The 21,395-nt window shown below is 65.7% G+C and carries 27 protein-coding genes; 11 read left to right on the forward strand and 16 right to left on the reverse strand.

What is annotated here, in order from left to right; translation table 11 throughout:
• Positions 1-217: 217 nt before the first annotated feature.
• Positions 218-877 carry a cysteine hydrolase family protein gene (locus NN4_RS35600; RefSeq protein ID WP_222595230.1) on the reverse strand — a complete coding sequence of 220 codons (660 nt, stop codon included), beginning with the start codon at positions 875-877 and terminating at the stop codon, positions 218-220.
• Between the two features lie 267 nt (positions 878-1,144).
• Here NN4_RS35600 and NN4_RS35605 point away from each other — a divergent pair, with 267 nt between their 5' ends.
• Positions 1,145-1,468 (forward strand): hypothetical protein, encoded by a 324-nt coding sequence (locus NN4_RS35605; protein WP_147140445.1) that lies wholly within the window; start codon positions 1,145-1,147, stop codon positions 1,466-1,468.
• Between the two features lie 143 nt (positions 1,469-1,611).
• Here the strand turns inward: NN4_RS35605 and NN4_RS35610 are convergent, their stop codons facing one another.
• Together NN4_RS35610 and NN4_RS35615 are read right to left on the reverse strand one after the other, a co-directional pair.
• The gene (locus tag NN4_RS35610) at positions 1,612-2,502 is read right to left on the reverse strand and encodes a helix-turn-helix transcriptional regulator (RefSeq protein WP_147140447.1); all 891 of its coding nucleotides are present in this window, start codon (positions 2,500-2,502) and stop codon (positions 1,612-1,614) included.
• Positions 2,503-2,623: 121 nt separating this feature from the next.
• Positions 2,624-3,427: an SDR family oxidoreductase gene (locus NN4_RS35615; protein ID WP_147140449.1), complete on the reverse strand. Its 804-nt coding sequence runs from the start codon at positions 3,425-3,427 to the stop codon at positions 2,624-2,626.
• A gap of 657 nt (positions 3,428-4,084) precedes the next feature.
• On the opposite strand from NN4_RS35615, the gene NN4_RS46705 reads away from it, so the two are divergent.
• Positions 4,085-4,219 (forward strand): hypothetical protein, encoded by a 135-nt coding sequence (locus NN4_RS46705; RefSeq protein ID WP_281289445.1) that lies wholly within the window; start codon positions 4,085-4,087, stop codon positions 4,217-4,219.
• 210 nt (positions 4,220-4,429) lie between these two features.
• Here NN4_RS46705 and NN4_RS35620 read toward each other — a convergent pair whose 3' ends face one another.
• On the reverse strand, positions 4,430-4,903 hold the full coding sequence (locus NN4_RS35620; RefSeq protein ID WP_147140451.1) for a hypothetical protein: 474 nt from the start codon (positions 4,901-4,903) through the stop codon (positions 4,430-4,432).
• Positions 4,904-5,129: 226 nt separating this feature from the next.
• On the opposite strand from NN4_RS35620, the gene NN4_RS35625 reads away from it, so the two are divergent.
• The 4 genes from NN4_RS35625 to NN4_RS35640 all read left to right on the forward strand — a co-directional run bounded on the left by NN4_RS35625 (position 5,130) and on the right by NN4_RS35640 (position 8,518).
• Positions 5,130-5,792 carry a DedA family protein gene (locus tag NN4_RS35625; RefSeq protein WP_147140453.1) on the forward strand — a complete coding sequence of 221 codons (663 nt, stop codon included), beginning with the start codon at positions 5,130-5,132 and terminating at the stop codon, positions 5,790-5,792.
• Entirely contained in the window at positions 5,789-6,937 is a 1,149-nt protein-coding gene (locus tag NN4_RS35630; RefSeq protein ID WP_147140454.1) for a sensor histidine kinase, read from the forward strand. Before NN4_RS35625 ends, NN4_RS35630 begins: the two co-directional genes overlap by 4 nt.
• Complete coding sequence (locus NN4_RS35635; protein WP_147140457.1) at positions 6,928-7,584, forward strand: response regulator transcription factor; 657 nt, start codon at positions 6,928-6,930, stop codon at positions 7,582-7,584. The genes NN4_RS35630 and NN4_RS35635 overlap by 10 nt, the downstream gene beginning before the upstream one ends.
• A gap of 115 nt (positions 7,585-7,699) precedes the next feature.
• The gene (locus NN4_RS35640) at positions 7,700-8,518 is read left to right on the forward strand and encodes a maleylpyruvate isomerase family mycothiol-dependent enzyme (RefSeq protein WP_147140458.1); all 819 of its coding nucleotides are present in this window, start codon (positions 7,700-7,702) and stop codon (positions 8,516-8,518) included.
• 189 nt (positions 8,519-8,707) lie between these two features.
• Here the strand turns inward: NN4_RS35640 and NN4_RS35645 are convergent, their stop codons facing one another.
• The 5 genes from NN4_RS35645 to NN4_RS35665 all read right to left on the reverse strand — a co-directional run bounded on the left by NN4_RS35645 (position 8,708) and on the right by NN4_RS35665 (position 11,829).
• Positions 8,708-9,412, reverse strand: coding sequence for a cation efflux transmembrane domain-containing protein (locus tag NN4_RS35645; RefSeq protein ID WP_147140460.1), 705 nt, complete (start codon positions 9,410-9,412; stop codon positions 8,708-8,710).
• Positions 9,412-9,732, reverse strand: coding sequence for an ArsR/SmtB family transcription factor (locus tag NN4_RS35650; protein ID WP_371865796.1), 321 nt, complete (start codon positions 9,730-9,732; stop codon positions 9,412-9,414). Before NN4_RS35650 ends, NN4_RS35645 begins: the two co-directional genes overlap by 1 nt.
• A gap of 137 nt (positions 9,733-9,869) precedes the next feature.
• The gene (locus NN4_RS35655) at positions 9,870-10,607 is read right to left on the reverse strand and encodes an LGFP repeat-containing protein (protein ID WP_246181262.1); all 738 of its coding nucleotides are present in this window, start codon (positions 10,605-10,607) and stop codon (positions 9,870-9,872) included.
• A 110-nt stretch (positions 10,608-10,717) separates the two neighbouring features.
• Positions 10,718-11,446 carry an LGFP repeat-containing protein gene (locus tag NN4_RS35660; protein WP_246181263.1) on the reverse strand — a complete coding sequence of 243 codons (729 nt, stop codon included), beginning with the start codon at positions 11,444-11,446 and terminating at the stop codon, positions 10,718-10,720.
• 47 nt (positions 11,447-11,493) lie between these two features.
• Positions 11,494-11,829, reverse strand: a complete 336-nt coding sequence (locus NN4_RS35665; protein ID WP_107656256.1) for a hypothetical protein — start codon at positions 11,827-11,829, stop codon at positions 11,494-11,496.
• A gap of 121 nt (positions 11,830-11,950) precedes the next feature.
• Here NN4_RS35665 and curA point away from each other — a divergent pair, with 121 nt between their 5' ends.
• Positions 11,951-12,970: an NADPH-dependent curcumin/dihydrocurcumin reductase gene (gene curA, locus NN4_RS35670; RefSeq protein WP_147140464.1), complete on the forward strand. Its 1,020-nt coding sequence runs from the start codon at positions 11,951-11,953 to the stop codon at positions 12,968-12,970.
• On the opposite strand, the gene NN4_RS35675 is transcribed toward curA, so the two are convergent.
• Together NN4_RS35675 and NN4_RS35680 are read right to left on the reverse strand one after the other, a co-directional pair.
• A complete protein-coding gene (locus NN4_RS35675; protein ID WP_147140466.1) occupies positions 12,967-13,323 on the reverse strand; it encodes a hypothetical protein in 357 nt (118 codons plus the stop codon). The two genes, curA and NN4_RS35675, sit on opposite strands and share 4 nt — an antisense overlap.
• Positions 13,324-13,422: 99 nt before the next feature.
• Positions 13,423-14,250: an SAM-dependent methyltransferase gene (locus NN4_RS35680; RefSeq protein ID WP_147140468.1), complete on the reverse strand. Its 828-nt coding sequence runs from the start codon at positions 14,248-14,250 to the stop codon at positions 13,423-13,425.
• Positions 14,251-14,748: 498 nt separating this feature from the next.
• Between NN4_RS35680 and NN4_RS35685 the strand changes: the two genes are divergently transcribed.
• Positions 14,749-15,024, forward strand: coding sequence for a hypothetical protein (locus NN4_RS35685; RefSeq protein WP_107660396.1), 276 nt, complete (start codon positions 14,749-14,751; stop codon positions 15,022-15,024).
• A 13-nt stretch (positions 15,025-15,037) separates the two neighbouring features.
• On the opposite strand, the gene NN4_RS35690 is transcribed toward NN4_RS35685, so the two are convergent.
• Entirely contained in the window at positions 15,038-16,066 is a 1,029-nt protein-coding gene (locus NN4_RS35690) for an Acg family FMN-binding oxidoreductase (RefSeq protein WP_147140470.1), read from the reverse strand.
• A 247-nt stretch (positions 16,067-16,313) separates the two neighbouring features.
• Here NN4_RS35690 and NN4_RS35695 point away from each other — a divergent pair, with 247 nt between their 5' ends.
• Entirely contained in the window at positions 16,314-16,850 is a 537-nt protein-coding gene (locus NN4_RS35695) for a MarR family winged helix-turn-helix transcriptional regulator (RefSeq protein ID WP_147140472.1), read from the forward strand.
• A gap of 9 nt (positions 16,851-16,859) precedes the next feature.
• On the opposite strand, the gene NN4_RS35700 is transcribed toward NN4_RS35695, so the two are convergent.
• Positions 16,860-17,354: a phosphoribosyltransferase gene (locus tag NN4_RS35700; protein WP_107656260.1), complete on the reverse strand. Its 495-nt coding sequence runs from the start codon at positions 17,352-17,354 to the stop codon at positions 16,860-16,862.
• A 346-nt stretch (positions 17,355-17,700) separates the two neighbouring features.
• Here NN4_RS35700 and NN4_RS35705 point away from each other — a divergent pair, with 346 nt between their 5' ends.
• The gene (locus tag NN4_RS35705; protein WP_147140474.1) at positions 17,701-18,054 is read left to right on the forward strand and encodes a hypothetical protein; all 354 of its coding nucleotides are present in this window, start codon (positions 17,701-17,703) and stop codon (positions 18,052-18,054) included.
• Between the two features lie 9 nt (positions 18,055-18,063).
• On the opposite strand, the gene NN4_RS35710 is transcribed toward NN4_RS35705, so the two are convergent.
• From NN4_RS35710 to NN4_RS35720, 3 genes are all read right to left on the reverse strand, one after another.
• A complete protein-coding gene (locus NN4_RS35710; protein ID WP_147140476.1) occupies positions 18,064-18,408 on the reverse strand; it encodes a hypothetical protein in 345 nt (114 codons plus the stop codon).
• A 165-nt stretch (positions 18,409-18,573) separates the two neighbouring features.
• Positions 18,574-19,866: an aspartate--tRNA(Asn) ligase gene (gene aspS / locus NN4_RS35715; RefSeq protein WP_147140478.1), complete on the reverse strand. Its 1,293-nt coding sequence runs from the start codon at positions 19,864-19,866 to the stop codon at positions 18,574-18,576.
• A gap of 197 nt (positions 19,867-20,063) precedes the next feature.
• Positions 20,064-20,813 carry a DUF6882 domain-containing protein gene (locus tag NN4_RS35720; protein WP_222595231.1) on the reverse strand — a complete coding sequence of 250 codons (750 nt, stop codon included), beginning with the start codon at positions 20,811-20,813 and terminating at the stop codon, positions 20,064-20,066.
• Positions 20,814-20,943: 130 nt separating this feature from the next.
• On the opposite strand from NN4_RS35720, the gene NN4_RS35725 reads away from it, so the two are divergent.
• Entirely contained in the window at positions 20,944-21,393 is a 450-nt protein-coding gene (locus NN4_RS35725; RefSeq protein ID WP_147140480.1) for a helix-turn-helix transcriptional regulator, read from the forward strand.
• Positions 21,394-21,395: the final 2 nt, after the last annotated feature.

Below are 21,395 nucleotides of genomic sequence, written 5' to 3' on the forward strand. Positions count from 1 at the left end.
AACCTATCTGGACCACGCGTGGAGTGTTCGACGTGATGCCGACTGCGGCGCAGGCATTCTCATCAGCCGCTGGTCCCGGGCGGAAGATCAACTGGCGGTGGCGATCCGGGGCCGGTCGAACACACGGACATGCCGAATGCAGTGCCGTCTCAGGATCGAAACTGGGCTGACCTTCGACACCGGAAGAAAACCTGACAGGTGGCCCTCGATGGCGGCTCTATCGTCCGGTGGCGCGGATCATGTCGAGCACATCCGATGTCGGGCGCACGTCGCCGAACGATCGGTAGATCGTGTGCAGTGCGGCGTTATGGTCCTGATCGCGGCGAGCGGCGTTGGCGTCGGCGACCATGATCACTCGGAAGCCGAGGGTAGCCGCGTCGCGGGCCGAGGACTCACAGCACACGTTGGTGACAGTCCCCGTGATCAGCACCGTGTCGATACCGCGCTGTTCCAGCTGCTGCGGCAGCGCGCACCGACCTGGAAAGAAGGCGCTGAACGCGGATTTATCCACGAATACGTCCCCTTCGTCAGCGACCAACTCCGACCACAGCCGGGCACGCAGTGGACCGAAACCGCCTGATCTGCTGAAGCTTTCGGCAATTTCCGGACCGAAGAACTCGATCGCTGCCCGACTGGGTTCACTCGTGCCAGGCAGAGTCCAGACGACGGTTCCGCCTGCTGCGCGCAGTGTCTCGGCCAGGCGATTGATGTTCGGCACGATCCCGTGGCAGTAGAGGTTGTCCGCGACATGGAAGGGCACCATGTCGATGACAACCAGCGCGGTCGCCGCGGGTACGAGGTCGGAGTAAGCGAACCGCCGTCCGCGGCGGTTTTCTTGGCGCTCGTATTCGCGTGCTTCGATACGCCAATCGTGCACTTCCGGCCTCCGAGCAGTGCCTTCGATATTCACGGTGTCGAAGTCTCGCATCAGGTGCCCGCATTGACTACGCCGACCATCTCTTCGAGACTCGGGTCTCGAGACCCGAGACCCGAGACCCGAGACCCATGGCCGGGCCGTGACCGGCGACCGGTGACGCGAACGCACTCACATGCCGCATACCGCGTTGAGCGAAGAGGCCATGCCGAGGCGGCAGGCGCGGTAATCGACGGCGACAGATAGTGAGTCGTTGCGTACCCTCGCCGAGTGCGCGAGCAAGAGCAGTATGCGAGGTATCAGGACGATTCGAATGTGTTGGCGGCGATCGGCGCCTATGTCGAGGCTCAGGTCGGGCGGGTCACAGTGCGCTTGCCGAAAGCCTTGGCTGAAGCCGCGTTGGCTGCTTGGGATCGTGACGAGCTGGGTGAACTCGGCGAGGAGACCCGCGAGCAGTATGCCCTGCGTGGCCGGGCTGCGGAACTGGCGCTGATCGGTCTGGCGATCTCAGACCGTGGCTGCTGGGTCGACGACGAGCTCGTCGTCGACCTCGATGTCGCCGTGGCGGGTGCGGCCTTGCGCGCGTCGCAGTAGCCGGGCTGCCGCAGCCTCCGATCGGCTGCCTGAGCGAACCTTCGCTCATGCCGCCGTGCGAGCGGAAGATCAACGGGCCGAACGCATGACGGCTGTCATGAACGCACCATCCTGCCGATTTCGGGACTGAAAAAGTTGGACTGTCAGCTGAGTGCTTGAATCTCGGTCGCTAGCTTCTCCTGGCTAGCCACCCACGACGCCAATAGAGCTAGACCGTCCGTGGTCGCCGTGCCAGCGGGCGCGGTGTAGACGTTCAGGAGTAGGCCGGGGTCGGCAGGCAGATCCATCGACTCGACGTCCAGGTCGAGCTGGCCCACTACCGGATGGTGCACCCGTTTGCGTCCGGACCGGTGGAGCCGAACATCCTGAGATGCCCACCGCTGCCGAAATAGTTCACTCCGTGTTGATAATTCACCGACCAGGGCGATCAGCTCCTCGTCGTGCGGATTGCGGCCGGCTTCCATGCGTAGCTTCGCGGCCACATCGCAGGCGATTCGGTCATAGTCGACGAAGAACGTTTTTGCCGCTTCGGGATCCAGATACACGAACCGCGCGGTGTTCGCCGGCCGTCGCGTATCGGCCAGCACCGGTGAATACAGTGCGCGGGCAGGGTGATTCATGGCCAGCACGTCATAACGGCTGTTGCAAATCCAAGCCGGCGCATCGGTGATGGCATCGAGCACCTGCTGAAGCGCCGGGCGGACCGTCACGGCGGATCGGGGGCGGCGTGGACCGCCGGGCGCCCTGGACTGCCGCGCAAGGTGGAAGAGGTGATCGCGCTCGGCCTCGTCGAGTTGCAGGGCAGAGGCCAACGCGTCGAGCACCCCATCGGAGGCGCCGGTGAGGCTGCCGCGCTCCATACGCACGTAGTAGTCGACCGATACCCCTGCTAGTAGAGCTACCTCTTCTCGACGCAGACCTTTGACCCGGCGGTTGCCGCCGTAGGCGGGCAATCCGGCCCGCTCGGGCGTGATCCGCGCGCGACGCGAGCTCAGGAACTCCTTGATCTCAGTGCGCAGTTCGATCGTGGACACCCCTTCACGGTAGGCCCTGTCCGCGGGCGAAGGGAGGTACTGCTGGTACCCCTGTTGAGACCCGACCTGCAGATTTTTCACGAGGGCCCGGCGGTCGCCGGCAAAAGTCTCGCGCCGACGCCTAGGTACCCGATGCGGTTGTGGCGGTGCCACCGTCGACCGGGACGATGGTGCCCGTCAGGTAAGACCCGGCCCGGCTAGCGAGGAACACGGCGACACCTGCCATGTCGTCGTCGCGGCCGAGCCGGCGCAGAGGGGCCTTCGCCGCGATCGTGTCGCCGATGGCATCGATCGTGGCCGCCATCATCTGCGACGGGAACACTCCTGGGGCTACCGCGTTCACCGTGACGTGCTGTGGGCCCAGTTCCCTGGCAAGCACCCTGGTGAGTTGATGGAGTGCCGCTTTGCTGCTGGCGTACGAGTAGTTGGGCGCCTCGGCGACGTGGATGGCGGCGATACTGCCGATGTTGATGATCCGCGCGGGATCAGCGGCGCTGCCCGCCCTGCGCAGTGCGGGCAGCAGCGCCTGCACCAGCCAGAACGGCGACTTGAGGTTGAGGTCGATCACTGCGTCCCATGCCTCGGCCGGGAACGTCTCCAGCGGCTCGAGCCACATCGCTCCCGCGTTGTTGACGAGGATGTCCAGGCGTTCCGAGTCGGCCTCGACCAGATCGGCGAGTCGCTGACATTCGTCGTACCTGGACAGGTCGGCGGGGATTGCTCGAACGTCGCCGAATTCGGACAGTAGACGCTGTGCCTCCGCGCACGCGTCTGCCTTGCGTGAGCTGACGACGACACGGGCGCCCGCCTGCAGGAGGCCGCGCGCGATCATCATCCCAATGCCCCGGGTGCCGCCAGTGACAAGGGCATGCTTCCCACTCAGATCGAAAAGATCTGAGTGAGTGGTGAACTGGTTGTCCGCCATTGGTGTTCGTCCGTTCTATCGTGGAAACATGTGCTGACACGATCACGCGTCCGGTGCAGCCGAATTGAACTGATAGGGGGTAAAGCCGCCGTGCGTGTCCATGAAGTGTTGTCGGCACTTTCGCTCAGGGCTCCTGGGACGGATTCCCGGGCCGCCGCCGCGCGCGCCTCCCGAGGATCCATTACTTCTCCTCCGTTTAGCTGGAAGCCGACTCGAACAGGTTGACAGGCGTCCTGGACCTCTGGGAGACCCTGGCGATACAGGTACTGCGCGAGCCTCCCTTGCCCTGGCGCGCCGGCTCACGCCGCCACAATCCCCTCCTGCACAGTCATTTTCTTGATTACTTTGATCTGTATTGCGACCCGGTATCGTCGCCGTGAATGCTGACTTCAGTCAGCGAGAGTGCGCGGTAATGCCTACGACCCGCGCGTTGATCGGCCGTCCAGATTTGCTGGTAGACACGGCCTCCCAACGCGCGCAAAGTAGCCGATTCCGGTGCATACCTTCAGATGGCGGGGGCGACCAGCGCGTGCGATCCACGCCGAGAGATAATTCGTTTCGTGACGGAAATACCGCAGTTCCTCGATGGCGCACGAGTGCTGGCAACTGCGGACATCGGGGGTGCGATACGGTCCGGACAGACGCGGCACGTAGTGGATGGACTGGAACGTCATCACCGACACCTGCCATGCCAGTGTGACCGAAGCCCGCGTGCAAGCCTCCGAGGAGTTCAGCCCAGTCGAGTTCATCGAATTCCATTCGTCACCGACTGAAATCACCGGCCTGTCATGACCTTTTGTCCGAAGTGATTCGGCTTCCCGCCGGGTCGACTTAGGCAGGGCGACTGTTCTACCGGCTGCAGTAGATGATCGCGAGCGACATCCGCTCATGCCGCGACCCGCACGTTGGTCGACCGTCCAAACCGGCTGGCTGGCAAATCCTCCCAACCGCACCGAATTTGGGATGTCTACGCCGATGAAGCGTAGGCGAGCGTTGCTGTGATCAGCTCCGATCGTGCGAGCTGAAGTGGCGCCGATCCGGTGGCGGTGGTAGGCATGCCGCAGCGCGATAGACGGACGCAGTATGACGGCCGCTGGTCCAGCTCGCGAGCACCTCTGCTGCCGACTCGAAGGTCTCGGTGAACGATTCCGCGTGCCCGGCCAGCCATGACTGGGCACGAATCTCATGCGTCGAATGCTCGTGATCGCACCAGCAGTCCACCGCGATCGAGACTTCCACCCTGACCCGTGGGCGTTCTTCGCGCATCACAGATAGATCGAAGTCAACGGGGTCGCGTTCGGGCGTGTCATACACGATGGTTGTTCCGAAGAGAACCCAGCGGTGTCCGTCTTGATCACGATCTAGTTTGTCTGGGAACCAGTTCCATCCGGAGCGGCCGACCGGCGGCTGTGGCTGGTCGATGCGTGCGGCGGCGCGGCGGAGACGGTTTATCTGATCGTCGGACAGATCCGGCATCACTGCCGCCAGATCGATGCGGTCGAACGGTCGAACCTCCACCGCGCCAGCCTAACTGGGGGGGAACCTTGCTGAGCCAACGCTATGCGGGGCGACACTCCGAAACGATGAGGCAGGCGCTGCGATCGGGGTGCGGAAAACCGCAGTTCGACGGTGGGGTCGTCAGGCAGTGGTCGGGTGGTTGCCGCTACTGTCTGCCGCCCACATCGTCCATAGCGTCGAAATCATGGATATGGCAATAGATTCCACCGGCGGCGAACTCTCCGGGATCGCTGGCTGGGCGGTCGATGTGATGGAAGAACTGGGCGGGCTCGGCGCGGGTATCGCCATCGCGCTGGAGAACCTTTTCCCGCCGCTGCCCAGCGAGGTGATCCTGCCGCTGGCGGGGTTCACCGCGAGTCGTGGCGAGTTCGGTCTGCTCGAGGTGTTGATCTGGACGACGCTGGGCTCGGTGGTCGGCGCGCTCGTCCTGTATGGGCTGGGCGCCGCCTTCGGCCGGGAGCGGCTGCGCCGGATCGTGGACCGGATGCCGCTGGTTCGGGTCTCCGATCTCGACCGAGCGGAGGCATGGTTTGCCCGCCACGGTACGAAGGCGGTGTTCTTCGGGCGGATGATCCCCTTGTTCCGCAGCTTGATATCTGTTCCCGCCGGGGTCGAACGCATGAATCTGGTGCGCTTCACCGCACTGACCACCGCCGGTAGCCTGCTGTGGAACTCGATTTTCGTGCTCGCCGGATATTTCCTCGGCGAGAGCTGGCCGGTCGTCGAAACCTATGCCGGGGTGCTGCAAAAGCTGGTGATTCTCGCGGTAGTCGTCGGCGGCGTCTGGTTCGTCGTGAGCCGTGTGCGCACGCTGCGCGCACAGCGGCGCGAGACAATCAGGAAATGAGACCCTCCATCGACGCCGAGTCCGACGCGCGTGGCTCGAGCCGCGCGCGTCGGGCCGTGACCGTCCTCGGGGGCCTGCTGCTCGGGGTCGTGACAGTGCCGGTCGACCTGGTGGCCGCGCTCGGCAGCCTGGCGTCACCACGGTTTGCCCGCGGTGCGGTCGGGCTGCAGCGGCGTCGTCTGGCGCTGTTCGGCGTGACGTTGCGCGGTACGCCCGGCGGCTACCGTGCGGTGGGCTATCTGACGGTCCGCGCCCTGATCGGGATGCTGACCGGCGTGATCGGGTTGTTGCTCGGTCTGGGGCTGGTGATCGCGGTGAGCTTGGTGGTCGGCGCAGCGACCGGAGCCGCCGTTCCGATCTTCGACGCGAACGAGCCGGGGCAGGTCAACTGGTCGACCGTCGCGGCCCTCGCACTGCCCGGCGTGGTGCTGTGCTATCTGGCGGTGCATGGGCTGGCGGGGATCGTCGGCGTCGAAACCCGCGCGTGGAATGCCTTCGCCCGCCCCAGCTCCGGCGCGCTGGCGCAGCGGGTGGATGAGCTCACCACGACCCGCGCCGACATTGTCGACGCCATCGACGAGGAACGCCGCCGCATCGAACGCGACCTGCACGACGGGGTGCAGCAGCGAGTCATCGCGCTGTCGATCCTGCTGGCCCGCGGTGAACGCGAAGCCGACCAGCAACAACAGGCCGAACTGCACCGCCGTGCGCTCGCCGAGACCCGGCACATCCTCGCCGACCTGCGCGAGGTGTCGTGGAAGATCTACCCCGCCATGCTGGCTCGGGACGGACTGCACAGCGCCTTGGTGGCATTGGCCGACCGGACGCCGCTGCCGACGGCCGTGGACTATCGACTGGCGGGGCGGCCGCCGCGTTCGGTCGAATCGGCGTGCTACTTCACGGCGAGCGAGGCGATCACCAACGCGATCAAGCACGCGGCGGCGCAGCGCATCGAACTCACCGTCACCGAGGTCGGCTCCGTGTTGATCATGACCGTGCGCGACGATGGTCGCGGTGGCGCCGACCCGGCCGGTCTCGGACTCGCCGGAATCGCCTCCCGCATCACCGCGCTCGACGGGGTCGTCGCCATCGATAGTCCCGCGGGTGGGCCGACGACCATCAGAGTGGAGGTGCCGTGCGCATAACGCTGGCCGAGGATTCCGCCTTGTTGCGCGAAAGCATGGCTCAGCTGCTGATCGCCGAGGGGCACGAGATCGTCGATTCGGTGGGCACGGCGACCGAACTGCTTGCCGCCGTTGCGGTTCGGCCGCCGGAGCTCGTCATCGCGGACGTCCGAATGCCGCCCGACCACGTGGACGAGGGCATTCGGGCCGCCCTGGAGATCCGGGAACGCTGGCCGACGATCGGCGTGCTGGTGCTGTCGCAATATGTCGAGCGCCGATACGCGACGGAATTCCTCACCGGCACAGGCGGTATCGGATACCTGCTCAAAGACCGGGTGTCGGCGATCGACACCTTTCTCGACGCGATCGAGCGAGTCGGCTCCGGCGGCACCGCGTTCGATCCCGAGGTCGTCCGGCAGTTGCTGCTGCACAGTCGCGCCGACTCGCCGCTGAGCAGGCTCACCGATCGCGAGCGTGATGTCCTCACTCGCATGGCTCTCGGGCTCAGCAACGCGGCCATCTCCGCTGAGCTGTTCATCACCCGGAGTGCGGTCGAGAAGCACATCAACGCGATCTTCACCAAGCTCGATCTACAGGCTGGTGTCGCGCACAATCGACGGGTGCTCGCCATCCTCGAGTACCTTCGTACCGACGCCTCCGACGACTGATCGCCGTATCCCGTTCCTCCCGATGTCCGCGCACCCACCAACCGACTTTGCGGCGTGGGACGCTGTGGGAAAACTACTGGCATCAGCGGCTGGATGAGCAGTTCACTGAACAACCATGATCCCGATCGATACCCGACCACTATTCCGGATCGAGCGACAGGCGCTGCTCGAACTACTCCGGTCGTTGGAGCCGACCGACTGGCAGAAGCCGACGGTATGTCCCGGCTGGAGTGTCGCCGACGTGACTGCTCACATCCTCAACGACTACATGCGGCGCATCTCTGGCAGCCGAGACGAACACGGCGGTGCCGCCTTCGGCGATGGCGAAACACTGCCTGCATACCTGGCCCGGATCAATGAGGAGTTCGTCCGCGCGATGCGGCAATGCAGCCCGCACCTGCTCATCGAGCTGCTGGCTCGGCTGGGCCCAGAGCTGGATCTCCTATGGGCGGCAACTGATCTCGAGGGCCCCGCACATCTGGACGTCTCCTGGGCGGGGCTGAGTGTCAGTCCGGGCTGGCTCGACATTGCCCGCGAATACACCGAATTCTGGGTCCATCAGCAACAGATCCGGGACGCGGTGTATCGCCCTGGGGCCGATGACGTTTCGATGCTGCGCCCAGTGCTGGTTACATTCCTGCACGCTCTGCCGCCGGCCTTGCGCGATCGGATCCGGCCTTGCGGTACGACGGTGCGGTTCGAGATCGCCGGCCCGGCGGGTGGGCACTGGACAGGCGTGTCAGACGGTCAACACTGGGAGTTGACGACGTCACAAACTCTGGAGCCGACCGCATCCGTGCGGATGGACCAGGACACGCTCTGGCGACTGGCCAGCCGTGGCATCACCGTCGAAACTGCCCGTCAGCGTAGTGAATTGCGCGGTGACCAGGAACTTGCCGATTCCGCGATGACACTGCTCGCCGTGGTGGCCTGATTCAACCGTCACTCGCGCAACTCGTCCATCCAAAGTTGACCACCAATTCGAAGCAGATCGCCATGCTCGCTCCATCTTTCGCGTCGATCAACCTTGACGACTGCCGATCGCCATATGTCCCGCAATGCCGCGACCCGTGCATTCCCGCCCCTGGGCAGAGCGGCTGCGCCGGTGCAGGGCAAGCTGGAGTTACTGCTCGCTGTCGCAGCAGTCGCAGGCCTGGGTTCGCTCTCGCGCGGGGTCTGCAAATGATGTTGTCGGGCAGCAGGTGTCACCTTTCCAGGCGTTGCGACCTTCTTTGATCGCGATGGCCGCGATGACGAGTGCGGCGATAGGGTCGGCCCAGGACCACCCGAACAGGCTGTTGAGAACGAGTCCGATCAGCAGCACCGCCGAGAGATAAGTGCACAGGAGGGTCTGCTTGGAATCGGCGACCGCGGAAGCGGATCCGAGTTCGCGTCCCGCCCGGCGCTGCGCCCGGGACAGCACCGGCATGATCGCCGAACTCGCTGCCGCCAAACCGATTCCGATCGGTGAATGCGCGGCCTCGCCGACGCCTAGCAGTGACCGGACGGCGTCGACCGTGACATAACCGGCGAGGGCGAAGAACGAGAAGGCGATGATGCGCAGCGTGATCTTCTCGCGCGCTTCGGGATCCCGGCCGCTGAACTGCCATGCCACCGCGGCCGCGGAGGACACCTCGATCACCGAGTCGAGGCCGAACCCGATCAATGCCGTCGAGGACACCCGGGTGCCTTCGGTGAGCGCGATGATCGCCTCGATCACGTTGTAGCTGATCGTCGCGGCGACGAACCATCGGATGCGCCGCGACAATACTTGCCGCCGTGCGGGATCGGGGCCGAGTGTGAGCAGGGGAGTGCCGAGGTCCGCCATCAGCAGCAGTCCTCGGTGTCAGAGGCGGGGCAGCAGGTGGGGTCGACCGCGAGCACCAAGCCGACGAGGTCGTCGAGTGCTCGTCCGATGCGCGGGTGCGCCAACTCGTACCGGCTCCGCCGACCGTCCGGCACCGCGATCACCAGTCCGCAGCCACGCAGGCAGGCGAGGTGATTGGACAGGATCTGCCGCGACACCCCGATCTGGTCGGCCAGCTCGGACGGATACCCGGGCTCGGCCCGCAGACTCAACAGAATCCGCGTTCGAGTCGTATCCGACAGCGCGTACCCGAACCGGGAGAGCGCGTCACTGTGCAGCATCGTGTCCACACGACGACTGTACAGAAATTACTGTATTCAGAAAAGGATGTACTGAAAGAGGGTGGTCCTCGAACAACTGAGCCACCCGGCGTACGGCTCGGGTGGCTCAGCTAGCTGCCTGTCATTGATCGAATTACTCAGGGCTTCCAGGTGATTCGGCCACCTTGGAACTCCTGGGCTTTACCACCCTCGAAGTCGTATTCGTCCCCGGTGGGGTAGCCGTAGACGCCGTCCGCGCCGGCCCTGGCCTCCCAGCTGGTGCGGATCGCACCCCACACGGCATGCGCACCGGTGCGCGGCGACCAGTAGATCGCGCCGTCGTTGAACAAGTTGTAGCGGCCGTTGTTCTTGGCGGGGGCCTCGTCGGTGATCGGAAACCCGAGCGGGCTGTTCTCCGCGCCCAGCGCGTACCACTTGTCCCGGATCACCCCGCTGACCTGGTGCGCTGCGGTGCCCACGGACCAGTAGATCGAGCCACCCTGGAAGTGGCTGAACCGCCCGGGCTTCACCGGTGTCGACTCTTCCCGGGTCACCGGGTAGCGCAGCCCGCCGGTCTCCGAACCCAGTGCGCGCCACTTGTCGAGGATCGGTCCGCCGATCTGATGGGCGCCGGTGTCGTTGTGCCAATAGATGGCGGCGTTGCGTTCGAAGGTCTGGAACTTGCCGCCGTTGGCGGCATCCGACTCTGGCGAGGTCGGGTCGCCGAAGACGCTGCCACCGCCGGCCTGGTCGTATTCGACCTCGATCGCGCCGCCGACCTCGAACGGCCCGATCGGGCGCGCGGCCGCGGTGCCCGCGGTCAAGAGCACCGCCAGTGCGACGGTGGCCGTGGCCAGCGGTGCGGACGTGCGGTGGATACCACGAAGGCGAACCAAGAGAACTCCTAGTCAGGTGTGCCGAGACAGGGCGGAGCGTCGGTAGGCGATGATGGCACGCCGACGACACCCCCGCGCACGCGCCCCGGTCCGAACAGCTCGGCGGTGGGTCAGGGCTGCCAGGTGATGCGGCCGCCCTGGAAGTCCTGGGCTTTGCCGTTCTGGTAGTCGTACTCGTCGCTGGTGGGGTAGCCGTAGCCACCGTTCACGCCTGCCCTGGCTTCCCAGGTGGTGCGAATCGCGCCCCAGACGACGTGCGCACCGGTGGCGCCGGACCAGTAGATGGCGCCGTCGTTGAACAGGTTGTAGCGGCCGTTGTTCTTGGCGGTGGCCTCATCGGTGATCGGGAAACCGAGCGGGCTGTTCTCCCAGCCGTACGAGCCCCATTTGTCGCGGATCGCACCGCCGATCTGGTGCGCGGCAGTGCCGACGGACCAGTAGATCGAGCCGCCCTGGAAGTGGTTGTAGCGACCGGGTTTCGACGGCGTCGCCGCTTCCCGGGTGACGGGATAGCCGAGGAAGCCGTTCTCCCAGCCGAGGTTGCCCCATTTGTCGCGGATGGCGCCGCCGACCTGGTTGGCCCCGGTGGCCGGGTGCCAGTAAATGGAGGAGTTGCGTTCGAAGGCCTGGTACTTGCCGCCGCGCCCCGCATCGGATTCGGGGATGACCGGGTCGCCGAAGACCGCGCCACCGCCGGCCTGGTCGTACTCGACCTCGATCGCCCCGCCGACATCGAAGGGCCCGATCGGCCGTCCGGCCGCGGTGCCTGCGGTCAGCAGGACGGCGAGGGCGGCGGTGGTCATTGTGAATGCGACGCGGGTGCGACGTAGGCGTGCCAAAAGAAACTCCTCGAGCAAGTTGGTCGGATCCGAGACAGAGGTGGAGCTCAGCTACCAGGGTGCAGCCATTTGCCGATCGGCAGCGAGGGCAGGGCGCGGACCGCGAGCATGATCGGGTCGCAGTACAGGTTGTCCAGTGGCGTGTCGCCGGTGCCGCAGACGAAGTTCCCCTGCTTGTCGTAGTTCGAGGAGTGACCCTTATAAGACCAGGTCAGGCCGTCGTCCGAGTGGCTCCACGGACATTCGTTCGGTTGCAGGCCCTTGCACGGACCTTCCACGCCCCACGGCCCGACGGGGTAGGCGGAGGCGGCGGGCGCGAGCGCCAGCGTGAGCAAACTCGCAGCGGCGGTACCGACGAACGCGCGTTTCATTGCTGATTTCACGGATTTTCCCTTCGACGTGGAAGAGCCGGTGTCGTGGTGTCCGACAATCGCTCTATCGGTCGCACCGGCAGCACCGTTAGCTTGACCGGGCGCGAACGCGCTCGGGTCTAAGCTCGATTCCATGGTCGAGACGACGCGAATCGTGCTTGCTTCCCGCCCGGAGGGTGCGCCTACCGCGGCGAACTTCCGCACCGAAACCGCCGAGCTGCCGCCGCTCGAGGAGGGACAGGTGCTGCTGCGCACGTTGTATCTGTCCCTGGACCCGTACATGCGTGGCCGGATGAGTGCCGCGAAGTCTTATGCGAAACCGGTCGAGGTCGGTGGCGTGATGGTCGGCGGCACCGTGGCCGAGGTGGTCGACTCCCGGGCCGCCGAGCTGGCGAAAGGCGATGTGGTGCTGGCCTATTCGGGCTGGCAGACGCATGACGTGGTCGCCGCGTCCAGCGTGCGGAAGCTCGACCCCGACACGGCACCCGTCTCGACGGCGCTCGGCGTGCTGGGTATGCCCGGTTTCACCGCGTACTCCGGGCTGCTGAAGATCGGGCAGCCGCAGGCGGGGGAGACCGTCGTGGTCGCCGCCGCCACCGGGCCGGTCGGCTCGGCGGTCGGGCAGATCGCCAAGATCAAAGGGGCCCGCGCGGTCGGCATCGCAGGCGGACCGCGCAAGTGCGCGGCCCTGCTCGACGAGCTGGGTTTCGACGCCGCGATCGACCATCGCGCGCCCGACTTCGCCGAACAGCTGAAGGCGGCGGTGCCCGATGGCATCGACGTCTACTTCGAGAACGTGGCAGGCGCGGTCGCCGACGCGGTATATCCGCTGTTGAACACCTACGCGCGCGTCCCGGTGTGCGGGCTCATCGCCAACTACAACACGACCGGCGACGAGGACGGCCCGGATCGTCTGCCCGCCTTCTACAGCCGCATCCTGGTCAAGAGTCTCACCGTCCGCGGCTTTATTCAGACCGAGTTCGTCCGCGAGCTGTACCCGGACTTCCTGCGCGAGATGGGCGAATGGGTCGGCGACGGTCGCGTGCGCTACCTCGAGGACATCACCGAGGGGTTCGAGAACGCTCCCGAGGCGTTCATCGGCATGCTGGAGGGTCGTAATTTCGGCAAGGTGGTCGTCAAGGTCGCCGACTAGCGCGCGACCGTGCTGCCGCCGATCGCCAGGTAGACCACCATCACCATGAACAGGAACCAGCCCGCGCCCTGCCAGATCGGCCAGGCCCCGCCGCGTCGCCACTCGAGGTAGGTCTCGATGAACGCGCCGATGCCGCCGAGCAGCAGGATCACGGTCGGCACCAGCAGCATCGCGGTTTTCGCGCCGGTGTCGCAGAGCAGGGTGTCCGCATCGGCGCAGGCGCTGCGGTTCGCCGTCCAGATGGCCGCCACCGCGAAGGCCAGGGCGGCAGCCGCGTTGACGATGAGGACGTAGGTCGCGGCACGCCGATAGGTCTTCGGGTCGCGTTGGCGTTTCCGCACGTCGTTGACCATGTCTCTGCACCTCACCGGTCTCGGGTCCGCCTAGGGGTCTTCCCGACATTGCCGACCTGGCGCAGGCCAAACATCGCCTGCTCAGCGCAGGCGCGCTGGTCAGGGCTTGCGGCCGACGCCAGCCCAGTACCAGGCGGATTCGGGGTCGACCGGTTCCTCGCCGGGCGTGGGATGCCAGGTGACCACGGGGACGACGCCCGGCTCGATCAGTTCCGTGCCCGCGAACAGCGCCTCGGTTTCGGTGCGGCTGCGCGGGTAGAAGGTGATGCCCGCGTCTTCTGCGGCGGCCGCCACCCGGGCCATCGCGCGCTCGTCGAAATCGGCGGTGGGGTGGGTGAGTACGAGGTAGCTGCCGGACGGCACCACGTCCAGCAGGTTGCGGATGATGCCGTGCGGATCGTCGCTGTCGCGGAAGTACATCATGATCGCCACCAGCATGATGGCGACCGGTTGCTCCAGATCGAGGGTGGCGCCGAGGGTCGCGTTGCGCAGGATGGCGGTGGGGTCGTGCAGGTCGGCGTGGATGAAGGCCGTCCTGCCCTGCGGTTTGCTCGCCATCAAGGCGCGGGCGTGCGCGAGCACGATCGGATCGTTGTCCACGTAGACCACCCGGGCCGCCGGATCGAGCCGCTGCGCCACTTCGTGGGTGTTGCCTGCGGTGGGGATGCCGGTGCCGATGTCCAGGAACTGGTTGATGCCCACCTCGCTGGTCAGATACTGCACCGCGCGGCCGAGGAACGCCCGATTCGCGCGCGCCATGGTCTGAATGGCGGGGATGTGACCGGCAATGGCGTCGCCGAGCGCGCGGTCGGCCGGGTAATTGTCTTTTCCGCCCAGCCAGTAATCGTAGACCCGCGCTTCGTGCGCGACGCTCGTATCGATCTTGGTGGGTAATGCGGTGGGTGTCTGTGCACGACTGTCCGACATGGGGATTCCCTCCTGTGGCAGTCACGGGAGAGTCGGGCCCGGTGACCGCCGAGTCGCCGACGGGACGGCGACTGCTACTGCGAATCTTGCCCGCCAAGGATATTCCAGCGAATGGCTGGCATGCGGTGCTTCGGCCGGATGAGGGAGGGTTTTCGGGGGACCGGCCGGTTTCGCCGCACTTTTTTTCGGATACCGCACCGGCTGCCTTCGATCCGGGCGGCCGACTCCCTCGGACGGTGTGTCGCCGTGCGGTGTGTCGCGCCGCATCCGTGATCTTGATGGGGTTGAATTGTGCAGGTCACGAGTTTTTCCGGCGACGAGCGGAAAGCAGGAGACGACATGGCACGAGTCCGCAGCGACAGCTAGCGCCGTCGTTCCCGTGGTGTCGTCGAATTCTTCGGCGGCGCGATTTCTTCGATATCCGAGTCTTGGCGAGCACACCGCGATTTCTCGTGTCCGGACCCATCCCAGCCTGCGAAAAGGAGCACGCACGTGAGCATGATTCTGGCCGCGCTACACGACACCGTTCTCGCGGAGGTCGGAAATCCGACACCGGAGGCGCCGCCGCTGGCGGACAAATTGCTGCAAATGGGTCGCTACTTCACCTGGCTGGTCCAACTGTCCGGTATCACCGCCATCACCTACGGCGGCGGCCGATTCGCCTGGGAGAAGTGGAACGGCGGCGGTTTGCAATCGCCGAAGATGATCGCCAGCGCGATGGCGGGCGGCGCGGTAGCGACCAGCGCGGGCACCATCATGAACGCCGTCATCTGATCGGATACTGAGGTCACCGGCTCGGCGAAATCTCTCTCGTTGAGCCGGATTCGATTGTGCTGTGGTGGAATACGTCGGACAGCGCGCGCCTCGGTGTCGGGGCGCGGCCGTGTTCCGGCGCGGCGGTGCCGATCCGGATCAGCACCTGCGGGACTGCGGGTCGGGGGAGCAATTCGGCGACCACTGTGCTGGTCGCTTCGAACTCGGTGAGATGGGTGAGCGGGCAGCTGGCCAAGCCACGGCGGGTGCACTCGAGCAGCACCTGCGACAAGGCCTCGCCGGTATCCACCCATTCGCCAGGGGAGTGGGCGTCGGTGCTGAGCACCACCAAACGCGAGCGGTCGTCGAGATCGGCGCGGCGGTTCGAGTGCGGCGGGGACGGAAAGTGCCGCCCGACGCCGACGCGGTCGGCCTCGGCTGCGGAAGTCCGGGCGGCGACGGGAACTCCGTCGAATGAACCGGAACCCTCACTCCACCAACGCAATTCGTGCTGGTATGCCCGATCGTGCCGGGACAGCGCGGCGGCGTGCTGGGTGACAGCAATCAGTCTGCGACGATGCTGCTCACCGATTTCATCGACTGTCACGTGGTGCGGCCGGGCCAACTCGTGCAGCGCACCGAGCACCGTGGGCCAGTCGTCGGGCGGCGCCATCGGCAATCGGTCGGTGTGCCGCAGTGTGATGGCGCGGACGCGGGCGGCGGTCTGGTGCAGCGCCTCGTGCCACGGCCGGAATTCGAGCACGGCCAGCAGTTCCGGCCGGTCCGCGTCGGGAATCCGGTTGGCGAAGGTGAACCATCCCAAGGACATGAACGTCAAGCGGGCGTGATCGAGCACCGCGCCGCAACTGATCGCCAGCTGCCTGCCCGCCGGATCCGCGACCGGAAGTTGCCGGTGGTGGTCGCGGTAAAGCAGTAGCTGCTTGCCATCGAATTCCCACCGCCACGGCTGAGTGTTGTGCACCGACGGCGCTCGGCAAGCCAATGTCAGTGCCCGCCGTATAGTCCCGAGATCGGGTGTACCGGAGTCCCTGTCTGTGACCATGACCCGAGTCTTTGTGTCGGTCACCGCCCGCACCACGGTCTTCGAGCCCTTGTTTCGAGGCCGATGGTCACAAACTGACCGTCGCCGCGGGATGGTGCGCGCCGCGTGTATGGCGGGCCCGCACCTCGGCAGAATATCGCGCGATGCGGACCGATAGCGGATCACCATGGGCTACACCGCGGTAACGGAGCCGGCGTCCCGGCGCGACGATGCGAAATTCGTCGGTAGCAATGCGTACAGTGCAGGTATGCCCGAGGTAGCGCATCCAAGTTCCGCGGTGCGTGTCGAACCGGCCGCAGCGCCGGGCACCACCGCAACCGCCGGGGACTCCGATCCCGATCTGCTGTTGTTGACGAATCAGCTGTGCTTCGCCCTGTATTCCACGTCGCGCTCGATGACCGCCGCCTATCGCCCCTTTCTCGAGCAGATGCACATCACCTATCCCCAGTACCTTGCGCTACTCGCGCTATGGGAACGGCCCGGCATGACGATGAAGGAACTGGGCGAACAGCTGAGCCTGGACTACGGCACCGTCTCGCCGCTGATCCAGCGACTACAGGCGCACGGGTTCGTGGAGAGCGTGCGCAGAATCCACGATCGCCGCGCGGTAGAGCTCCGCGCGACCGAAGCCGGTGTCGCCCTGCAACATCAGGCCAGGGAGATGATCGAGTCGGTGATGGAGGGGGTCGGCTACCCGATCGAGCACCTCATCGCCCTCCGCGACCAGGTCAACGCGCTCGGCGAACGGTTGGACGCGATCGCCGAGGCGCGAAAAGAAGCCTGAGCGCACCGGTCACGCGTCGAGCACCTTGACCTTGCGCTGCACCACCGGCGGCTCGGTCGACCACGGGAAGTTGATCCAGCGGTCGGTGTGCTTCCAGACGTATTCGCAATCGACCTCCGAGCGCGGCTTCTGGTAGATCACCGCACAGCGGACCTCCGCGACGTGGTGCTCACAGAAGTCGCGCACCAGTTTGAGGGTGGCGCCGGTGTCGGCCACATCGTCGGCCACCAGCACGGTCGCTCCGGCGAGATCCACCGCCTGCGGCACCGGCGGCAACATCACCGGCATATCGAGGCGCTGGTCGATGCCGGTGTAGAACTCCACGTTCATCACGTGCAGGTTCTTCACGTCCAGCGCGTACCCGAGCGCGCCGGCCACGAACAGCCCGCCGCGCGCGATCGACAGGATCAGATCGGGCTCGAACCCGTCGTCCGCGATCATGGTCGCCAACTCCCGGCTCGCCGAACCGAACAACTCCCAGCTCAGCACTTCCCGATCCGCCATGGATGCTCCGTCTCCCTCGATGCGACTGCGCACAGAGCATACGAGTAGCCAGGATGTGGCCGTCGGCACGTACCCGGTCCGCGGTATCGGCAAACATTGTTTTGTCTGTGACGGCGATTTATGGGCTTGTCGGTGCGTATTTGCTGGAGTTTTTATCCTGCTTTTCGGTGGATAGCGATTCGCCCGCGACACCCGGTTTCAAATCGGCCGAACCGTCGCTCGATTCCGCTACGGTTCGCGCTATCGCGTGTTATCCGGAATTCTTTTGGCCGCGTCGATCCGCACCATGCCGGTGTTCGTGCGACTCGCGGCCGAATGACCGAATCCAGAGAGAATGGGGATTGTCATGCGCATCAGTCCGACTCGGATCGCCGCCCTCGCAGTCGTCTTCGTCGCGGCGGCCGCCGGTCTGACCTTCCTCGCCTCGGTGGCCAGCGCGGACGAGACGTGGATCTACGTCTGTGACGAAATCGAGGAGCCCGAAGATGTCGGCGCGGAGGGCACCGGAAATTGCCAGGCGGAGCACGGCGCACCCGCTACCGGTCCGATCAAACAGAAATTCAAACTGCACCAGCGCGGTGTGCAACCGAAACCCGGGATGGTTGCCGTCTGTGAGGGTGAATCCCAGAGCGCCTTCGGTGAAGCGGCGCTGCCTGCGAAAGTCGACGGGTTCGGTTGCTACGTCTACGAAATGCGCTGAAAGCGCATATTACTTCCAGGCGGACTTCATGCGCTTCATCGCATTCATGCCGGCAGCGGACACGTCGGGCCACGGCGGTCGGCGCAGAATTGCCAGCGTGGTGATCACCGTCGCCACCAGCCCGATGAACTCACCGAGCAACGCCACCCGGGTGACATCGACCGCGGCTTCCCAGTGCACCTTGCCGTTGTGAATGACGAAGATGCCCTGCGGTGACGCCGCGAACGGACCCCCACCCACCCTGGTAACGGTGATGACGGTCGACCCGTCGGCGGTCTCGTAGGGTTCACCGAACACCTGCACACCTTTCGCACTGGGCTCGATCCGCCGCACCGACCTACCGATGATCGTCATTTTCCCCACTTTCGCCACGGTCTCCGCGACATCGAAGGCCGACCCACTGGCCCCCACCGTACCCGCCGGAATCGCGGCGAGGGAGCCGGTTCGCGACGAAAGACGCGACGCGCCACCACTGTCCGTTCGACGGCAGCTGCCCGGCATGGGCAGCCGCCGCCGGGCTCACGGGCGGAGGCGGTGAATGTCGCGGGGGAACAGGGTCGCGTAGCGGATGTTGTCCGCTCCGATCAAGCGGGTGACCCACCGGGCCAAACCGATGGCGAAGCCACCGTGTGGCGGCATGCCGTGCCGCATGGCTTCGAGATAGGGCGCGTACTCCGCCGGGTCCGCGCCGCGGGCGGCAAGTGCCGAGAGATAGTCGGCGTGGTTGTGCAGCCGTTGGCCACCGGTCACCAGCTCGAGTCCGCGGAACAGCAGGTCGAAGGAGTTGGTCCAGCGCGGATCACTCGGTTGCGGGTGCGTGTAGAAGGGGCGTTTGACCGCCGGATAGCCCTCTACCGCAAGGAAATCCGAGTTGAACCGCTCGTGGGCCCACGTGCCGAGGAAACGTTCGTGCTCTGGCGCGAGGTCGGGTTCGGTGGGCGCCGCGCCGACCAGTTCGAGGGCTTCCCGGAAGTGGATGATCGGGATCCGCTCGGGCACCACCGGCAACTCGGCACCCACGGTTTCCACTGCGGCACCGGCCTTTTCGCGAACAGCCTCGATCATCGCGGCGAGTGTGTCACGCAGCTGGCCGAGTACGTCGCGATGGTCGCGGATGAAACCGAATTCGACGTCGAGCGAGACGTATTCGGCGAGGTGCCGCGCGGTGTCGTGCGGTTCGGCCCGAAAGACCGGCCCCACCTCGTACACCCGCTCGAAGACGCCGGTGAGCATCTGCTTGTACAGCTGCGGCGACTGGGCGAGGTAGGCGGTCGAGCCGAAGTAGTCCAGCGCGAACACATTCGCGCCGGACTCGGTGGACTGGTCGACGATCTTGGGCGTCGTGACCTCGGTGAATCCCGCTTCGTCCAGGTGGCGGCGGAACCCGGCCATCGAGGCGGCCGCGATCCGCCACACCGCCTGCCGGGTGGGGTGGCGCCAGCTGATCGCGGCGTGGTCGAGCATGGTCGGCAGGGTGACCCCGAGGCCGGGCCGCCACAGTTCGACCGGCGGTGGCTCGGCCGGTGCACTCAGTGGCGTAATCGCCGGCTCGATGATCTCGACACCGCCGGGTGCCTTCGTATTGCCGATCGGGGTGCCGGTCACCCGGACCACGGTCTCCTCCGGCAACGCCGAAAGCTGTTCTCGGACTTGTGGATCCGTTACCACCACCTGCGCGACGCCGGATCGGTCGCGCAGCACGACGAACGTGACGGTCGCGAGTTGTCTGCGCCGGTGTATCCATCCCTCGACGGTCACCGATCCGCTGTCCGTGCGGGTAGTCGGCAATGCCGAACAGAGCGTGCGTGGCATCGGTTTCACCTCCTGGTTGCTATCCCCGGGAGGTGTGGGCGATCGGGTCCGTCGCGGTGCCACCACACCTTCGCAGCGCGATGCGCGCTGCCTCTACTGGTCGAATTCTCGGTGACCGGCCGACGCGGCTCGGAGTTCGTCACGCTCGTCATCGCCGCATCTGCGAGCTTAGCGAGCAGATTCGACGGCGCCAGTGATTATTCGGCCGGGACGGCCAGGGAGTCGGCGCCGGTCGATGACGACATCGCTGTGACAAGGCCGCGCTCGTTGAACGCGATGGCGACTTCGATTCCCGGGCCTGCGATGCGCATTGTCGAGCCGTCGGTGGCGAACGCGGCGGTCAGTCCGCGTTGCATCGCATAGCTGTGCAGGGCGCGCTTGTGGTCGGGTAGCTCGAGTTTGAATACGCCGGTGAGGGCCTGCATGGTGTGCATCAGGTCGGGGGCGGGGAGGGCGAGGTCGGGGTGTTCGATCAGCACGGCGAGGCGGGTGCCGCCGCCGACGTCGCAGCTGTACCAGGTCCAACTGCCGGATACTGCTTTGGCGAGTTCGCCCATCAGCCAGGTGGCTCGGTTCGGGTCGGTGGGTGCGCCGGGCAAGTCCGCGAACGGCACCTCGTCGGTGCACAGCGCCGAAATGCCGTGCCGCAGTCCGTAATCGCGCACCGAGCGGGCCAGCTCGGTTACCTCGGGCGGATACCAGTCGTTGTTCGCCCAACTCCACAGCCAACTGCGCGGACCGGGTGCCGCCGTGCCGAGCACATGAAATCGCGTGCACACCAGCGGCTTATCGCCGAAGAACTCGAACCGAGGCGGTTCATAACTCACCTGCCACCGATGTTCACCCAGCACCTCGATACTGCGCTCTTGATGTTCGAAAGACATCAGTGCGGCATCGTCGAGTAACTGTTCGAGCGTGGGTGATTCGTGGTGAAGATAAGCGGTCACGACCCCCGATACTGTCTTACCGGCGGGTGCGGTGCACCCCCATAGAAATGACGTCCCTGCACGTTTTCCGCCGGTTGGGTGAGAAACCGGGCGCTAGGCAACTCCGATACGACATGGCACGATCATTCGAGTGACCAGCAAGCCCGACGCAGCGCAGACCCTGCGCGATCTCGCGCGGTTGCGCCGTGTTCGCGACCGAATCGATCGTGAATACGCCCAGCCGCTCGACGTCGAGGCCCTCGCCAGGGACGCGCACATGTCGGCAGGCCACCTCAGCCGCCAGTTCCGGCTGGCCTACGGCGAGTCGCCGTACAGCTACCTGATGACGCGGCGGATCGAGCGTGCCATGGCGTTGCTGCGCCGCGGCGACCTCAGCGTCACCGAGGTGTGCTTCGCGGTCGGCTGCTCATCGTTGGGCACCTTCAGTACCCGCTTCACCGAGTTGGTCGGGGTGCCGCCGAGCATCTACCGGCGCGAGGCGGCGGAGGCGACCGCGGGGATGCCGTCCTGCGTGGCCAAACAGGTCACCAGACCGATCAGGAATCGAGAAGCGCCGGCGAGTGCACCGGAATTAGCCTGATC

This window comes from Nocardia ninae NBRC 108245, from assembly GCF_007990755.1.
GTDB classification, from domain to species: domain Bacteria; phylum Actinomycetota; class Actinomycetes; order Mycobacteriales; family Mycobacteriaceae; genus Nocardia; species Nocardia ninae.

What these genes read in the sequence shown, in the direction of transcription:
- NN4_RS35615 (WP_147140449.1), bottom strand. Translation starts at nt 3,427, where the DNA reads ATGGCGGACAACCAGTTCACCACTCACTCAGATCTTTTCGATCTGAGT.
- NN4_RS46705 (WP_281289445.1), top strand. Translation starts at nt 4,085, where the DNA reads ATGGACTGGAACGTCATCACCGACACCTGCCATGCCAGTGTGACCGAA.
- NN4_RS35620 (WP_147140451.1), bottom strand. Translation starts at nt 4,903, where the DNA reads ATGCCGGATCTGTCCGACGATCAGATAAACCGTCTCCGCCGCGCCGCC.
- NN4_RS35625 (WP_147140453.1), top strand. Translation starts at nt 5,130, where the DNA reads ATGGATATGGCAATAGATTCCACCGGCGGCGAACTCTCCGGGATCGCT.
- NN4_RS35630 (WP_147140454.1), top strand. Translation starts at nt 5,789, where the DNA reads ATGAGACCCTCCATCGACGCCGAGTCCGACGCGCGTGGCTCGAGCCGC.
- NN4_RS35640 (WP_147140458.1), top strand. Translation starts at nt 7,700, where the DNA reads ATGATCCCGATCGATACCCGACCACTATTCCGGATCGAGCGACAGGCG.
- NN4_RS35645 (WP_147140460.1), bottom strand. Translation starts at nt 9,412, where the DNA reads ATGGCGGACCTCGGCACTCCCCTGCTCACACTCGGCCCCGATCCCGCA.
- NN4_RS35650 (WP_371865796.1), bottom strand. Translation starts at nt 9,732, where the DNA reads ATGCTGCACAGTGACGCGCTCTCCCGGTTCGGGTACGCGCTGTCGGAT.
- curA (WP_147140464.1), top strand. Translation starts at nt 11,951, where the DNA reads ATGGTCGAGACGACGCGAATCGTGCTTGCTTCCCGCCCGGAGGGTGCG.
- NN4_RS35675 (WP_147140466.1), bottom strand. Translation starts at nt 13,323, where the DNA reads ATGGTCAACGACGTGCGGAAACGCCAACGCGACCCGAAGACCTATCGG.
- NN4_RS35680 (WP_147140468.1), bottom strand. Translation starts at nt 14,250, where the DNA reads ATGTCGGACAGTCGTGCACAGACACCCACCGCATTACCCACCAAGATC.
- NN4_RS35685 (WP_107660396.1), top strand. Translation starts at nt 14,749, where the DNA reads ATGATTCTGGCCGCGCTACACGACACCGTTCTCGCGGAGGTCGGAAAT.
- NN4_RS35690 (WP_147140470.1), bottom strand. Translation starts at nt 16,066, where the DNA reads ATGGTCACAGACAGGGACTCCGGTACACCCGATCTCGGGACTATACGG.
- NN4_RS35695 (WP_147140472.1), top strand. Translation starts at nt 16,314, where the DNA reads ATGCCCGAGGTAGCGCATCCAAGTTCCGCGGTGCGTGTCGAACCGGCC.
- NN4_RS35700 (WP_107656260.1), bottom strand. Translation starts at nt 17,354, where the DNA reads ATGGCGGATCGGGAAGTGCTGAGCTGGGAGTTGTTCGGTTCGGCGAGC.
- NN4_RS35705 (WP_147140474.1), top strand. Translation starts at nt 17,701, where the DNA reads ATGCGCATCAGTCCGACTCGGATCGCCGCCCTCGCAGTCGTCTTCGTC.
- NN4_RS35710 (WP_147140476.1), bottom strand. Translation starts at nt 18,408, where the DNA reads ATGACGATCATCGGTAGGTCGGTGCGGCGGATCGAGCCCAGTGCGAAA.
- aspS (WP_147140478.1), bottom strand. Translation starts at nt 19,866, where the DNA reads ATGCCACGCACGCTCTGTTCGGCATTGCCGACTACCCGCACGGACAGC.